Annotated in this window: 10 protein-coding genes and 3 pseudogenes; 7 read left to right on the forward strand and 6 right to left on the reverse strand. The window is 59.6% G+C overall.

From position 1 onward, the window contains the following. The 3 genes and pseudogenes from AC0L2C_RS21600 to AC0L2C_RS21610 form a co-directional block, all read left to right on the forward strand. The coding region (locus AC0L2C_RS21600) for a LysR substrate-binding domain-containing protein (RefSeq protein ID WP_473524381.1) at positions 1–781 on the forward strand (781 nt) is incomplete at its 5' end. 113 nt (positions 782–894) lie between these two features. Beyond that, a pseudogene (locus tag AC0L2C_RS21605) lies at positions 895–1,039 on the forward strand (nitrogen fixation protein NifQ); the annotation flags it as partial. 2 nt (positions 1,040–1,041) lie between these two features. Further along, a complete protein-coding gene (locus AC0L2C_RS21610) occupies positions 1,042–1,245 on the forward strand; it encodes a hypothetical protein (RefSeq protein ID WP_473524382.1) in 204 nt (67 codons plus the stop codon). A gap of 46 nt (positions 1,246–1,291) precedes the next feature. Here AC0L2C_RS21610 and AC0L2C_RS21615 read toward each other — a convergent pair. Together AC0L2C_RS21615 and nodU are read right to left on the reverse strand one after the other, a co-directional pair. Continuing rightward, positions 1,292–2,153, reverse strand: a pseudogene (locus AC0L2C_RS21615) (MFS transporter); the annotation flags it as partial. A gap of 591 nt (positions 2,154–2,744) precedes the next feature. Continuing rightward, positions 2,745–4,430: a nodulation protein NodU gene (nodU, locus tag AC0L2C_RS21620; RefSeq protein ID WP_473480653.1), complete on the reverse strand. Its 1,686-nt coding sequence runs from the start codon at positions 4,428–4,430 to the stop codon at positions 2,745–2,747. Positions 4,431–5,066: 636 nt separating this feature from the next. Here nodU and AC0L2C_RS21625 point away from each other — a divergent pair. Further along, on the forward strand, positions 5,067–5,315 hold the full coding sequence (locus tag AC0L2C_RS21625; RefSeq protein WP_473524383.1) for a DUF982 domain-containing protein: 249 nt from the start codon (positions 5,067–5,069) through the stop codon (positions 5,313–5,315). A 293-nt stretch (positions 5,316–5,608) separates the two neighbouring features. On the opposite strand, the gene AC0L2C_RS21630 is transcribed toward AC0L2C_RS21625, so the two are convergent. Together AC0L2C_RS21630 and AC0L2C_RS21635 are read right to left on the reverse strand one after the other, a co-directional pair. After that, complete coding sequence (locus tag AC0L2C_RS21630) at positions 5,609–6,511, reverse strand: dihydrodipicolinate synthase family protein (RefSeq protein WP_473524384.1); 903 nt, start codon at positions 6,509–6,511, stop codon at positions 5,609–5,611. A gap of 40 nt (positions 6,512–6,551) precedes the next feature. Continuing rightward, a complete protein-coding gene (locus tag AC0L2C_RS21635; protein ID WP_473524385.1) occupies positions 6,552–7,790 on the reverse strand; it encodes a trans-sulfuration enzyme family protein in 1,239 nt (412 codons plus the stop codon). Between the two features lie 68 nt (positions 7,791–7,858). On the opposite strand from AC0L2C_RS21635, the gene pdxR reads away from it, so the two are divergent. The 3 genes and pseudogenes from pdxR to AC0L2C_RS21650 all read left to right on the forward strand — a co-directional run bounded on the left by pdxR (position 7,859) and on the right by AC0L2C_RS21650 (position 12,591). Beyond that, positions 7,859–9,397, forward strand: a complete 1,539-nt coding sequence (gene pdxR / locus AC0L2C_RS21640) for a MocR-like pyridoxine biosynthesis transcription factor PdxR (protein WP_473524455.1) — start codon at positions 7,859–7,861, stop codon at positions 9,395–9,397. A gap of 184 nt (positions 9,398–9,581) precedes the next feature. Next, a pseudogene (locus AC0L2C_RS21645) lies at positions 9,582–10,289 on the forward strand (B3/B4 domain-containing protein). A 1,459-nt stretch (positions 10,290–11,748) separates the two neighbouring features. Then, positions 11,749–12,591, forward strand: coding sequence for a TIM barrel protein (locus AC0L2C_RS21650; protein WP_473524456.1), 843 nt, complete (start codon positions 11,749–11,751; stop codon positions 12,589–12,591). Positions 12,592–13,019: 428 nt separating this feature from the next. Here the strand turns inward: AC0L2C_RS21650 and AC0L2C_RS21655 are convergent, their stop codons facing one another. Both AC0L2C_RS21655 and AC0L2C_RS21660 read right to left on the reverse strand, forming a co-directional pair. After that, positions 13,020–13,703, reverse strand: coding sequence for a transposase (locus AC0L2C_RS21655; RefSeq protein WP_473524386.1), 684 nt, complete (start codon positions 13,701–13,703; stop codon positions 13,020–13,022). Positions 13,704–14,497: 794 nt separating this feature from the next. After that, the gene (locus AC0L2C_RS21660) at positions 14,498–14,656 is read right to left on the reverse strand and encodes a hypothetical protein (protein ID WP_473524387.1); all 159 of its coding nucleotides are present in this window, start codon (positions 14,654–14,656) and stop codon (positions 14,498–14,500) included. Between the last annotated feature and the right edge of the window lie 17 nt (positions 14,657–14,673).

The following is a 14,673-nucleotide window of genomic DNA, read 5'->3' on the forward strand; positions in this document are numbered from 1 at the left end:
CCGGCTGCGCGATTATTTCAACGATGAACTGTTTACGATGAGCGGCCGCGAACGTGTTCTAACCCCACGTGCGGAAACACTCGCCCCCGCTGTTCGCGGCGCACTCTTGCACATCCAGTGCTCGATTATTTCTTGGGATCCGTTTAATCCGGCTCAATCCGATCGCCGCTTCCGGATCATAGTTTCCGATTTCGCCACACTCGTGTTTTTTGAAAAGGTCGTGGAGCGTGTTGCACGCGAAGCACCCGCCGTCAGCTTCGAATTGCTGCCGCTCGACGACGATCTCGATGAGCTTCTCCGGCGCGGTGACGTCGATTTTCTGATTCTTCCGGAATTGTTCATGTCGAGCGCGCATCCAAGAGCGGCGCTGTTCGACGAGACATTCGTGTGCGTAGGCTGCCCCACGAACAAGCAGCTGCCACAGCAGCTTACATTCGAGAGGTACGTGTCGATGAAGCACATTGCGTTCAGGGTCGGCCGTGCGCACATGCCATCCATCGAGGAACGGTTTTTGCTTGAACATGGTCTCAAGAGACGTGTCGAGATTATCGTGCAGGCCTTTAGCATTATCCCGCCGATGGTCTCAGGCACAGATCGTATAGCGACCATGCCCTTCCGGCTGGTTCAGCATTTCAAAAAGACTTTCCCTCTGCGGATCGTCGAACTTCCCCTGCCACTACCCACGTTCACTGAGGCCGTCCAATGGCCCACCCTTCACAACAGTGATCCGGCAAGCACCTGGATGCGGCAGATAATGTTGGAGGAGGCATCCCGCATGTGAAGCCGCGGGCGCTCCTAGTCTAGATTTACTCAGCGCCTCATAGGGTGCGAACCGGCGTGCAAAATTGGGTCTGACTCAAATTCGATGATTTTGCATGACAGTGTGGTGCTGATTTTCCGACGCTGGTAGCCGGCAACACCAAAAACATGAAGTGGAAGAAGTACTTCTACCGCAGGCTGTGCGAGTCTGAAGGTCTACCCCTATGCCGCGCCCAATTGCCGGGAATGCAATGATTTCAAAAGCTGCTTCGGCCCGGAGGCATGGAAAGCCGCCTTACACGGATCAAGCACGGGATCGCGGTCGACGGCGAGGCGATCCGCTTCGGTCCGGCGCTCTTAGCTTCTCTCGTCGGCACCATCATTCAAAACGCCGCCGCTGGTCGAAATCGACCGGACAACAACGTGCGCGGAGACGATGGCTGCAACCGCCAAAAAATCGTGAGCAGGATCGCACCGCGCGGCTGATGCGATTGCATCTTTCGCCGTGCTGCACTGGCCTGTGTCAGGTGCTCTAGGGTTCGCAAATCGGTCCGAGCAAGAACACTGTCAGGGCAGCGAGGAACGAGGCAACGGCGCTGTAGGCAAAGGCACTAGCAACGCCGGTATTGTCCACCAGCAGTCCGCCGAAAATCGCGCCGGTGGCGATGGCACTTGGAACGTTGCGGCCATCAGCCCACCGGCGTTTTCGGCCTGCTCGGGAGCGGCGCGCAGCACCATGCATTTTCTGCAGTCCCACCGGCACCGCGCCGAAGGCAAGCCCCATACGGTACCGCAACCGCCGAGGCCCAGGCCGATGCTCCCAACGTCAGCAGCGAGACAGCGGCCATCGCTATGAGCAGGGGCGGCAGGGCCGCGACTGCCTTGAGGCTGTGCTCGGCCAATATCCGCCGGCCAAATTGCCGAAGAAGCCGCCGATGACAATGGCGAGCAACACGAGCGAGATCGTCTCGATGTTGAGCGCGGGAACATTCTCAAGGAAGTCGCGGATATAGATGGAGCCGGCGAAGTGCCCGGAAGCGACCAGCAGGACGACCAAAATCGCGACTTTGATCATCGGATTCTTGGCCACATCCAGCAGACTGCGGAAGCTGGCCGCTCCAATCGGAGGCAGCCTCGGAAAAGCCGTGAGTTGCACTACCAGTGTAACGCGCCGAAGACTGCAGCGATCATGAAGGCGCTTTGCCACCCCCAGACGTCGCCGACATAGGCGCCGATTGGACCGACGGTACGCCGGTGAGGATAATCGACATGGCGCGCCGCAGGAGGTGACCTGGGACGAGCCGCATCGCCAACGCTGCCGACATCGACCAGAAGCCTCCGAGCGCTATTACGAGCACGACGCGGGCGGTCAGAAGAACCGGCAGTGACCCCGCGACGGCACCAGGACCGTGCGCTGGCAATTGTGCCCTTCGGCATCGGGTTGCTGCAACCGATCTCGCACTTATGGGTCCTGCAAGGAGCGTGCTCGAGAATGTGGACCTCTACTCCGACTTGCTGACACTGACGGAGGGTGTCGGGGTCAACGTGGTCGGCCACATGCCCGGCGCCATGGCGGAGTGGTTCGGTGCTGAGCAAAGTCGCGGACGGCAAGGCGGACGCTCCCAGGGATTAACGCGGCTGGCGCAGGCAATGCGGGATTCCGTTGGCAGAAGGAGCTCAAACAGCTAATTCGCTCAAGCTTGCCACCACCGCAGCAGACGAATGGCATGCCGGTCGGCAGGGCCGTGCAGGCCCTGGTGTTCGAACCCTCCATTCACATCGCTAAGCAAAAGCATTCGCGTGCTTGCCAGCTCAACAGCACAGTCTCGGCGCTTTATCGGCCATGACGATCAGATTCGTTCGTCAGATCAGGGCAGCTTCAAGGGCCGTAACCGCACACACCCGCATTATCCGGCTCCCTCAGCGATGCTGCCGGCGATTGCAGCGCTAGAGCGCGGTAACTCAAGTTCGTTACAGCCCGCCGCTCAGCCCTCGAATTGACTTGCACCTGTCTTGGTCAACAGCAACCCATCGCACCAAACGTGGTCTACGCATCCCCACTCACAGGCGGCAGCCGCATCCGGAAAAAAACCACGTCCATTGAGATTTGCACTCGTGTTGCAGAGCAGCGAAATGCCCGTGAGTTTCTCATATTCTATCAGAAGTTCTGCAATTGGGTGTTCAGAAGTTCTCGAAACTGTCTGAAGTCGCGCAGTCCCGTCGAGATGGACGACCGCCGGGATTTTTTCTTTCCACTCCGAACGGGTTCGGTGATCGAACAGCATGTAAGGATCCGGCGTGCCGGGGTCAAACATGTCAGGTGCACGATCCTCCAAGCATATTGGCGCTACCGGTCGGAAGTGCTCTCGAACTTTGATTTTGTTGAGATGGTCCTTCATTTCCGGCGAAGTTGCGGCCGCCAGGATGCTTCTGGCTCCCAAAGCACGTGGACCAAGCTCTGCGCGACCTGCAAGGAACACCACAGGCTTGTTGTCGGCGAGCACGCTGGCAAGTTCTTTCAGGCTGCAAGCAGCAGATTGCCAACCAGGCGGAACCTTGCCATGGCTCACATTTGGCCCGCTGTAAACTGACCAGTCGAGATGCACGAAACCCTTGTCGGCGGCCAGCGCGCAGCAAGCGGCACCGATCGCCGATCCGCTGTCGTTTGGAAACGGAGGCACCCAGACTGCGTCGAACAAACCGCTCGCCCGAAGAGCGCTGTTCCATTTGATGTTCAGCCCGCATCCGCCGGCTATGCACAGGTTTCTGGTTTTGGGGACTGAGTACCCACGCAGCGCCCTTGTCATCCCCTGGACGAGAAGACGCTCCACGAAGGCATGGAACGAAGCAAGTATGTCCTCGGGCGTTTCGGGGATTAACCGCGACGCGCTTGCATCGAAGAAGTCGTGCACAGCCGTGAGTAACGCGTCTTCGCTGTGGCTGTTGTTCCCGTAGCCAAAAGCAAGGTCCGTATCCCAGGCAAAATGGTCGTCGTAAAGCTCCTGAAACACATTCACGATGTGTTCATGGACCACTCCGAGCGCAATATAGGCCATCAACTTGCCGGCGATACCGAGATTCCAGCCAGTCCGCAGTTCTTGCCTGTAAGGACCGAAATGTTGGCCCGCGGCCGCATAGGCATGGCCTATCATCGGAAACAGGCACCCAACAAATCGGACTCCACTTGGCTCGACGTAGTAAAGCCGCGGAAAGATGCAGCCGTCCCATACCAGACAAAATGCCGGTTCCTCTGCTTTGGCGAATGAGCTGGTGCAGTATGCGGAAGCTACGTGCCCAACAACATGCGGGTAGCTTTCATAAGAACATACCCCATTGTCGAGCATGAGACCGGAACCTTGATAGGCTGTCAGAGGATTTTCGGCGTACCGCTCCACATATGGCGCGCCGTTGAGAGTGATAGGGGAGCCGTTACTCAGAACTTGGAATTCTGACTGGATTTCACCGTCCCATCCGTCAATAACGAACCGGTCGATATCGCGCGGAGCAAGCCCGTTTTCCGCCAAAACGGCGGCGACCGTCTCAAGCCGCTCGATATGTTGGTATCGTGGGTTATTGTCGAGCTTCTCCTGCTCGATGCAAAAGACTAATCTGCCGTCTTCCACGACAGCGATTCCCCCGTCGTGCGTCAGTTTGATACCGCAAATACGCATAGTAGATCCTTGTCGAGGTGACCGTAGAGCAACCGCAGAAAACGACTGGAAAACATGGTCGTGGGTTTTGATGTCGCGCTATGCAGGATCATAAGAAACCGGTAAATTAGATTGTTTGGATGTGAGGCATCCGCGCGATGAATGATAAGGACTGCCGCGTGATCTAGAACAAAATGGCTGACACGCAAAAATCACCAGAATTGCGAGGCAGCGCTGTGCGGCACAGTGAGAAGGGCTGCCCACCGCAAGCCGTTGGGCAAGGATGTCCATGGTCACACGTCACCAGCGCCCCGGGAGGTGCCGCGCTCCCTCGGCACCGAGCGCGCGTGCTGAGCACGAAGGTGGTCGCGCTAGAAGAGAGCCTTCCCTGATCAAGCTACTCTTTAGGTCTCAATCGACAAGATTTTCGATGGCGAGGGCAGCGCCCAAAGGGCCTATTCGGCTTTTTGAATCGCGCCGTCATGTTGGAGGAACAACCTCCGACAACCGATGGATCCCGCCTGCAGATCAGCAGCGGAACAGAGCGGCTAAGCGCGTGTGAGGTTAGCGCTGTCTCGGCTCACAGATGCAGTGTCGGCTCGGCAAAGAAGACGAGCTGGGCCCTATTGACGGATGATCGCCTTGGGGGGCGGAGAGATGACCGGCTTGCACAGATTTGAGAGGGCGGTCGTTGTTCAGGTTGGCCGCCACAGTTCTGAGCGTATCGCATTCGATGTCAACCAGGCGGCCGCTATCCTGATCCGTGCCCTTCATCATCGGACCGAGAAACGGAGGGTAGCGATGGACGCTTGTCTGCAAGTATTGCGTGGTGAGGCCCATCCACCAGCTGCCCGAAGGGCTTTTGTGGCAGCCGCGCTTGAAGCAAAGATCCTGCGCAGCGATTGAATGCTGTTAGCGCATCAAGGCTTTGATGCTTCGAGTGGAAGTCGTCTGGCCTGCACACTCTTCCGGAGAAATGTAGGCGTTGGCGGCCCCGGACGCCTACCTCCCTCGCCGATAAGACGTTCTGCCAATTCGAACACGTTGACGAGGACGTGATTGGCGTCGAGGCCTGTTGATCCATCGGTGATCAGTACGCCGCGCGCATTGTTCCCGATCGGATTATGGAGAACATCTCGGCTAGTCATCGAAAGGGTCGGTGCGTACATTTTTCCCTCGGCAATATGAAGTCGCGCGGCTTACGATCCGACACCTGATCCTAGACGGTCCAAGACGCCGGCGAGCTGGCCCTTCGCCGCAGCGGAAAGCGGCTTGATTGGCCGTGGGGGCTCGGCGGAACAGATTTCGAGGAGCTCGGCGATTGCGTAGACGACGCGAAGGCTCGAGAACGTCTTGAAAAGCTCCCACACCGGGGCCAGGGTGGCGTCGATCCGGTGTGCTTCTGCGTGGTCGCCGTGCTGAGCGGCTCTGACCATCCTCAGGCAGGGGTCGGGCAAGATGCCACCGAGGACGCTGTACCATGTATCGGCGCCGGCGATCAGGGCCTCGGTGGCGTTCCAGTCGCCGCTGTAGCCGATCGAGAATCCTTTCGGCACAATTTTTTTCTGCTGCGCAAGTTGGCCTTTGATAACATCGCCCCGGTCGGCTGAGTTTTTAATAGCGAGGATCTCAGGCAGCTGTCCCAGACGCTCGATGAGCGCTGGCGTGAAGCGAAAATGCGTGTTTGCAGGATTGTCGTAGATCACGATCGGCAGGCCGCTTTCGCGCGCCACTGTCGAAAAATGCTCGAAAACCTCGTCGTCAGTGAGCGGGGTGTAGGAAACAGCCGCGAGCAACCCCGCGGCTGCGCCAAGGGCCTTGGCATCGCTTGCATAGTGTACCGCTTCATCGGTGCGCAAAGCGCCCACGCCCACAACGAGCGGGACTCGTCCACGCGTCGCGTCCAACGCCTGGCAAATCGCCCGGCGGCGTTCCGCGCGCGACAGATACATGTAGGTGCCGGTGCTACCGAGCAGGCCGATGGAATCCACCTTTGCTGCGCAAAGCCGCGCTATCAGCTTTCGAAGCGCTAGGACATCGACGCCGCCGTCACTGTCGCTTGGCGTTATTGGGAAGGCCGAAAGGCCGCTCAGGAAAGCCATGCTGAAGCTCCCGTTGTTACATTGGGTGAAGCGTTGGGCATCAGACCCCGTCCAGCGCCTGCTCTAGATCCGCGATCAAATCGGCGGCGTCTTCGAGCCCTACCGACAGACGCATGAGGTCGTCGCCGACTCCGTCAGGCAAATGCGCGTCCTTGCGGATTGACTTGCGCGAGCGGGTCAGGCTTTCCGGATGATAGATGAGACTGTCAGCGTCGCCGAGGCTGACCGCCCTGATGATCAGCTTGAGCCGGTCCATCATACGGCGCGCGCCCTCGAACCCCGTTTGGAGGCCGAGAGCCAACATGCCCGAGCCTTGCGACATCTGTCTGCGCGCGATCTCATGGTCGGGATGAGAGCCGAGAAATGGATAGCTAACCCAAGCCACAGCCGGGTGCGCCTCGAGCGCCTGAGCGACCGCAAGCCCAGAGACACTGTGACGCTCCATACGCAACGTGAGTGTCTTCAACCCGCGCAAAATCAGGAACGCCGACATGGGCGAGAGCGCTGCCCCGGTGAGATAGCGCAGGCCAGTTTCGCGCAGCAGGTGCAGTGTTTTCGCATCGCCCAGTATCACACCGCCCAGAGCATCGCCATGGCCATTGATGTACTTGGTCAGCGAATGGATCACGATGTCGGCTCCGAGTTCCAGCGGACGCTGGAGGGCGGGCGAGGCGAAGGTGCTGTCGACGGCGACCTTCACGCCGCGAGAATGGGCGTGTTCGGCAATGGCAGCGATGTCGAGGATACGGCTCAGCGGGTTGATTGGCGTCTCGAAGAACACGAGCCGGGTCCTGTCAGTGATGGCGCCATTGAGATTGCTCGGATTCGACAGGTCGACGGCAACGACCTTGATGCCAAACTGCGGCAGCCCCTGCTCGACCATGGCGAGCGTATTCGAATAGAGTGTCTTGTGGACAATGAGTTCGTCACCTTGCGAAAGCAGCGAAAGGATCAGCGTGCCGAAGGCGGCGATCCCCGAGGCGAGTACCAGCCCAGCTTCGGCTCCTTCGAGATTGGCGAGCCGCTTTTCAAGGATCTCGGTGGTCGGGTTGTATTCGCGTGCGTAGAGCCTTCCGCCAAGCGCTGCGACGGCTTCGTTTGCTGCCACGCTTTCAAATCCATAGGTCGATGTAAGAAACACCGGCGTCTGAACGGAATTGGAAAAGCCGGCCGGATCGTAGCCATGATGGATGGCCCGGGTGGCGAATGCGAGACCGACGTCGTTCCGGGACGGCGTTGATGTTGCCTCGGCTTCAAGCTGATCTTCGGCGCTGGTCATCGGCTTTAGCCCTCTTGATTTCGGGGACAATGCCGTCACACTAACTCAGATGGAACGTCCAGTTGGCGATGAAAGAAATGGTCCAGCCTTCTCCTGAAGCGTCGACAGCTCGCTCGCAAGGTCTCGGCGCGCGCCAGATCTGCGAAGCTCTTCGCGAGCAGATCCTAGGTGGGATCTATGAAACGGGCAGCCAGCTGCCGTCGTCACGCGGCCTCGCAAATGAACTCGGTGTGTCGCGAACCACGGTCACCGTGGCGTATGATCAGCTGGTCGCCGAAGGTTTCATCGAGGTCATTCCAGGCGCAAGACCTCGCGTAGCATCTTCGCTAGTCCGAAGTAAAGAGACCAGCGCGGTGCCGAAACGGACTGGCCCGATCCACCTTTCCTGTTACGGCGAGCGACTGCGCGCCAGTCCGCCACGGCGCGATTACCTCCCCAACCGCCTCAAGGTCGATTTCCGTTATGGCGACCTCGCCCCATCTGATTTCCCGGCGCTGACGTGGAAGCGTGCGATGAACGCGGCGATGTCACAAAGCCCCGGAAGGCTGGCCTATCACGATCCACGCGGCTCGCATCGCTTGCGCCAGGCGCTGCAGGGATATTTGTGGCGTGCCCGAGCGCTTAGCTGCCAGGTCGAGCAGATCCTCGTCGTCAGCGGATCACAGCAGTGCCTCGATATGTGCGCGCGCCTGCTGCTCGATCCTTCTGACAGCTTCGTGATCGAGGATCCCTGCTATAGAATGGCGCGCCAAGTCTTTGCCAGCACAGGAGCCACGCCCGTCGCTGTCGCCGTCGATAGCGAGGGCATGAAGACCGAGCTGCTGCAGGAGATCCCAGCGCGGCTGGCCTATGTCACCCCGTCGCACCAGTTCCCGCTCGGCGCCGTCTTGTCGATTTCGCGGCGGTATCAGCTCCTCGAATGGGCTCGGCGCAATGACGCCTATATTATCGAGGACGATTACGATGGCGAGTACCGGTACGACATTCGACCGGTGCCCCCGCTGCATAAGCTGGAAGACCGCAGTTCCGTAATCTATGTTGGCACGATCTCCAAGACACTGTCGCCGATGCTGCGCATCGGCTACCTGGTGGTTCCGGCCGAGTTGCAAGACGTCTTTGCGATGGCCAAGCAGCTTCTCGACAGGCATTCTCCGGTCGCGGAACAGGAGGCCCTGGCCTCACTCATCGAGAGCGGTGGTTATGAAAGCCATGTGCGCCGCGTCCGCCGTCTTAACGGCGAGCGGCGAGAGGCACTGCTTGCTGTCCTTCGGCGCGCGTTCGCAGACAGCATTGCCATCGAGGGGGCCGATGCAGGGCTGCATGTCGTCGTCTGGTTCAAGGATCTTTCTCGGTCGCTGGAGGACGTCCTGGTTGAAGAGGCGCGGCGGGTCGGGGTTGGCATCCATCCGATTTCATCGCTGTACATCCGAGATGAAGCCCGCGCTGACCGGATTGGACTGGTGATGGGCTATTCCGCCCTGAGCATTCGGCAGATCGAGAATGGCGTTCGGCTCCTTACTGGAGCTATCCAACGGGTAAGAAGCTTTGCCGAAGATTCGGCAAGATGCTCAACACCCGCCCTGACAGCGAGCGGGCCTGGCTCGTGACCCCAGAGTTGCGCCGGCATTGATCGCAGACTGAATCAGCAAGACCTGCCGGGACTGGCTCTGTCGGCCAGTCCGGGTCCCGGGCAGGACTCTGACCCTGGGACCTGGGGAAAGGAATTCTTGAGGAGACTCTCAAATCCGGTGGAAGCAAAGCGCCGTCGCGGCCGGCTTAAAGGAGGAAGCGTTGTTGGATTTTCCGCTGATCGACGAAGAAATAGCAGAGATCGGCACCTGACTTTCGCGCAATCAGCATTCTTGTTGATGCAGACGACAGTGCGCGAGGCGTCATGGCTCGGGACGTGTTGGGAGAGGCTTGCGATTTCGCCCGAGCGGGGGACCCGCCTGGGGAGAAGCGCACTTGGCCAATTGGGCGGAGGCATACGTCCGGTTCGGCGCGAAACCATACCGGACGGCGTGCTCGGCGCAGGCATTGAAAAACGGGTGGAGAAGGATGGCCGCATCCCACCAATAAATCCTGTCGTTGACCTCTACAATGCAATGAGCCTGCGTTCCTCAATACCCATTGGCGGCGAAAATTTCGATGCATATGTCGGCAAACCGCGGCTGGCGATTGCCGTAGGAACGGAGTCCTTCCACACTGTTTTGAATTGGGAAGCGGTCGTCGAAAGCGCTTCCAAAGGGGAGGTCATCTGGCGCGACGATTTGGGAGCTACATGTCGCCGCTGGAATTGGCGGCGGGGCACGCGCACCCGGTTGGAGGCGGTGGGCGGCCGCCATGTGGTTTATTTTGGAAAGCTTGGCAGCGATGCCGGTAGAGGCGCTCGAGCAGGCGGCTAAGATGCTCGTGAGCGGTCTGAGAGAGCTGACACCAGGGCGTGCCCAGCGTAGCCACGTTCCAAAGATTGCGCACCTCTTCGGGTTGCTGCTTTGATCAATCTCGACGTCAGACGCTCCCGGGCGAGCTTCAATCCTGGCACTCCGAGCCAGCATAACATCTCGTCGCGAAAGCCGGATTGCTTCGGATCGAAGCGGTTGCGAGACATCTGCCATGTTTGGGGAGACTCGCTCTCCGCCGAGGGGGATGCGGATGACGATTCATTTCCGCCTACCTCATCGACGTGTGTGACGACCAAGGCAGTTGTGCCCGATCCGCCGTTGGCCGCGTACGCCTGCCGTGCGGCAGTGCTCGAACGCCGAAATGACCTTGAGCTGCCGAGGCTGAGCTGGCCTGCATGCGCGACCTGAAAGGCAGGCCGGGCAGCACGGAGCATATCGGCGATCTCGCTCGAGTCGCCGCACGCCCACCCGTCGGGCGAGCTCTCCGCCTCCTCGAAAAGGCTAAGTTCTCGAGCTGACTGGCCTGCAGCATATCTGCGGGTCGACCCCCAGCAGGACCCGGGTAACTCCGACTTCGGCGCCGGCCTCCAGGCGTGGCGAAGCTGTGACGCAGCGTGTGCCGGCCGGGCCCCTTTACGGGGTTGGCGCTTTTGCAGTCTCGGCGACAATCCGATGGATCTGCAGCGTCGGGTAATCGCGTGCTCTCCCCGGGAACAGCCAGCCACCGCAGCGACGCCCTGCTGCCGCCCGACCTACATGCGTAGCGCAGTCGGCTAAGCCGGCCGGCCGACAGCATGGCATCACGGCACCGTGCGCCGTGCCACGCTCGATCGGCAGCAGCATGCGCTCGTTGTGACCGTGGGCCATAATGCACTGGCCGCTCCTCCTCCCTTGAACGAGCCGCACGAGATGCGCCATCTCCGGGTAGGTGTCTTCAACAGCACCCTATCAGGGCCGCCAGAAAGGCTTCCCCTGATTCTATCTTTATCGCCCGGCAACTCGATCGGTAGCGGTACGCTGGCGACGGCGGAGCCACGGACGGTTGGGCGAAGCCAAGAGATGTCGGGGGCGCAGAAGCCGGAGGCCTCATTGTTGGACCGCCAAATTGTTAGCCCGATGATCCCCGCCATGCCACTTCACCAACTGGACGGCTTCAATTGCAACGAACTGGCTGTTTCCAGAGGGCCAGATTGCAAGTATCTGACCTGCAACGCACACAGGAGTTCCCCCGATGTACACCCCCTCCAGCCTTCCGAGATGATGATATCGATTTCGCAGCTAGCCACATCAGTTTGGCTCCGGATCGGTTCAGCATCTTTCCGGGTTGGCGCCTACTCTGCGGAAGCAGCTGGATAGCCTCGATCGATCTTCGGTCATTTCGCCTAGCAGATCAATGTTCTCAAGAGGCGCGGTAGTATGCGTTGCGTGAAAGTCGGCTCACAATGAAGCACAATCGTGTGAATAAAGAGCGGGTCAGTTCGATTGACTCGCCTCCATATGCCGATCATCTCGGGCTCGTAAATCAACAAACGGCAGAAGCCAGTCAGCCGAGAATGGCGGCCGCCTTCATGAAGGAAAGCCACTGCGTGCGCCAGGCGCCACTTCGGTTTGCACTCGACCACATGGCGACGCCCGGGCTTGACGTCAGGACGTTCTTCGCGCTCGCCCGCGATCTCGGTCTGACCGACGTGCAAATCCGGAATAATCCCTGCAGTAAGGCTGTTGTGCGCGGCAAGCCGCCGGCGGATGTTCGGTCTGCCGCTGCCGAAGCGGGCGTCACGATCATCTCAGTCAACGCCCTACAGCGGTTCAACGAATGGACTCCCGCCCGCAAGGCCGAGGCCAGCAAGCTCGCCGATTATGCGGCCGCCTGTGGCGCCCAGGCGCTTATGCTGGTGCCGGTGAACGACGGTTCGTGGTCCGCCAATGGCGAGCGCAATGGCAATCTCCGCGTCGCCTTGAAGGCGCTCAAGCCGATACTTCAGTCGCGGGGTCTGATTGGGCTCATCGAACCGCTTGGCTTCCAGACCTCCTCGCTTCGGTCGAAGAACGAAGCGGCTAACGCTATTGCCTGGGTTGATGGCCAGTCCGTCTTCCGGCTTGTGCACGATACATTCCACCACACACTCGCCGGCGAGACGTCCTTCTTCTGCGATCTGACCGGTCTCGTGCACATTTCAGGCATAAACGATCCAACCTTGTGGGTTCACCCGGATCGCCTCCTGGGAGGTTCCGACAATTGCAGCCAGATCCGGGCGCTACTTGATGGCGGCTATACGGGTCCCTTTTCTCTTGAGCTCGTCGAGGAAGTCCACGCATTGAATGACTCTGCAGGCGCATTTGCCGCCAGCATCGATCTCATCCGACACGGGCTACTGGCGCGAGTGCCGGTCTAAGGCGCGTAGGGAAATTGAGCGGAGAAGTCATTCGAGATCGCTCCTGTGTCCCGCTTATGCAGATGCTTGCCGGATCACCATTGTCAAGATTGGCCATTGGACCGCCTTGGGCGGCCGCGGCAGTTCGATGGGCCCGCAAGGCGAAGGTTGGATCTGATGCTGAGGGCGGCGGACTATCGGAATTTTCGGACGAAGAGCAACTGACGGCGGACAAAGGGCGAGTGCGCGAAGCCAACCGCAGGTGGTCCTGAGGTGATCTTTTTCTAGGACCGCGGTCGCGCCGCTGCTGCTTCACCTCGGCGGCCTCTCCGGGATCACCGACGACCGCTTCCTCCGACCAGAAGTGCCGATGCCAGACCCGTAGCTATGCGCTCTCGGATAGCGCGTGGGACAAGAATTCTGGCGCTCCGATCTGCGATTCAGCGTTATTAAAACCCCAGCTTCCTCTTCAGTTCCGCGTTCTCTTTGCGCAGGCGTTCCGCGAGCAGGCTCTTCAGTCGTTTGTTTTCTTCCTCAAGCGTGACGAGGTCCTTCAGATCGTCACCAACCGATGCAGGCAGCGCAGCTTTCTTCCATTGGTAGTAGGTCTGTTCCGAAATGCCGGCCTGCTTTACGGCGCTCTTCAGGGTGGCGCCGCCGCTGATAGACTTCTGTATCAGGGCGAGCATCTGGGCGCGCTCCTCTTCAGAGTAGATCTTACGTCCGGTCCGCACGGTCGCTGCTGGTGCTTCCTCCGCCTGAGACGCCGCATTGGGCGCTTTCTTCCGAGCAGGCGGCCTAGGCTCAGCCTTCGCTCTCGGCGACCGTTGGGCTTTCTTCTTTTGAGGTCCCTCTACCTTGGCTGCCGGTTGCGTTGCAGTTGTTACTGATTCTGCGTCCAGGGGATTTGCCATGAGATACTCCGCTCGCGGTTTGTGCATGTGTTCAGCATCAAGCGCTACAACACTTGAGTCAACAGGGCGACCATTTGGCAACTCCATCTCCTCGAGTTCCCTTGTTGTCTCGGCCATTGCTGCGGTAAGATCGACATCGCTCCAGATCGAACGACTCCGTTTTTGAGAACTGCGCTTCTGTCTGATCTCCACCGTGAATGCTCGGGGCTGACGCCTCATAGGTCTTTCCTTGTTGAACACGAATTATGCAGGAAGTCGCGGCAGACGACGAATGAAGGTCTGGCCGCTTCTTCTGTAGCCGAGCTATATGCATCGGACCACCCGAGCAAGCCCTGCTGGCGACGCACACCCCGGAACAGACCAGTTCCTATGAGCCCCTAAGAGCAAGTAGGCAATGCCATCTCGGGACCGAGGAGGTGGTGGATTCCCGCAGCATGCAAAAGCTGTGTTTTCGATGGTAGAGCGACGGCTGGCATACGACTGAAAGGAACTGCTCAAGAGCTGCGATCCAGTCTGCGCTGGCAGTGCAGGACGGCATACCTCCGAAGGACGGTGCTACCGAGCGCTAGCCCGCTGATTACCGACATCGGTTGGCGCCGAAGAACGGACAGCTGCGCAGAATTGGCGAGCGGGGAGAGGCGAGGGCACGAGCCGAGTCGAACTCGCATCGAGCGTCGTCCGGCAGCGGCAGAGCATGACAGGAAGTACGGAGCCTGACCGAAGCTACTCGTCGCCGCAGTCGTTGCTGGGGCGACCCTTCTTCCACGAGTACCGCGGCGGCGGAACGTCGTCCCGGTACTGACCGAGTGGATTTTGCGGAGCCACGCAGCGGCGTCGTGCGCAATCGGGAAAGCCAATACGGGCTTGCCCCGGGCAGGACGTTTTCGTGGCCCGCGGAGTGCATAAAGTCGCCGAGCCTTACAGGGCCGCTATACCTCTTGGGAGCGAGTTTGCCACGCTCACGATATGTCCGGAAAAGTTGTTTCCCCTTTCACGCCGAGCTTCAAGCCGCTTCACTTGTGTTCGCCTCCTCCTGAAGGCCGGCCAACCCGCTTTTCGCGTTCGATCGATGGCGCGTTCTCAAGACCGATCATGGCCTTGATGTCGACGGTCAGGTTTGGGAATGCTGAAGGACGATCGCCTGGTTGCCTCTCCGGCAGCCAGGCGATCACGGGGGGGCTTCGCTGAG

Source organism: Mesorhizobium sp. WSM4845 (genome assembly GCF_055811455.1).

What these genes read in the sequence shown, in the direction of transcription:
- AC0L2C_RS21610 (WP_473524382.1), top strand. Translation starts at nt 1,042, where the DNA reads ATGGAAAGCCGCCTTACACGGATCAAGCACGGGATCGCGGTCGACGGC.
- nodU (WP_473480653.1), bottom strand. Translation starts at nt 4,430, where the DNA reads ATGCGTATTTGCGGTATCAAACTGACGCACGACGGGGGAATCGCTGTC.
- AC0L2C_RS21625 (WP_473524383.1), top strand. Translation starts at nt 5,067, where the DNA reads ATGACCGGCTTGCACAGATTTGAGAGGGCGGTCGTTGTTCAGGTTGGC.
- AC0L2C_RS21630 (WP_473524384.1), bottom strand. Translation starts at nt 6,511, where the DNA reads ATGGCTTTCCTGAGCGGCCTTTCGGCCTTCCCAATAACGCCAAGCGAC.
- AC0L2C_RS21635 (WP_473524385.1), bottom strand. Translation starts at nt 7,790, where the DNA reads ATGACCAGCGCCGAAGATCAGCTTGAAGCCGAGGCAACATCAACGCCG.
- pdxR (WP_473524455.1), top strand. Translation starts at nt 7,859, where the DNA reads ATGAAAGAAATGGTCCAGCCTTCTCCTGAAGCGTCGACAGCTCGCTCG.
- AC0L2C_RS21650 (WP_473524456.1), top strand. Translation starts at nt 11,749, where the DNA reads ATGGCGGCCGCCTTCATGAAGGAAAGCCACTGCGTGCGCCAGGCGCCA.
- AC0L2C_RS21655 (WP_473524386.1), bottom strand. Translation starts at nt 13,703, where the DNA reads ATGAGGCGTCAGCCCCGAGCATTCACGGTGGAGATCAGACAGAAGCGC.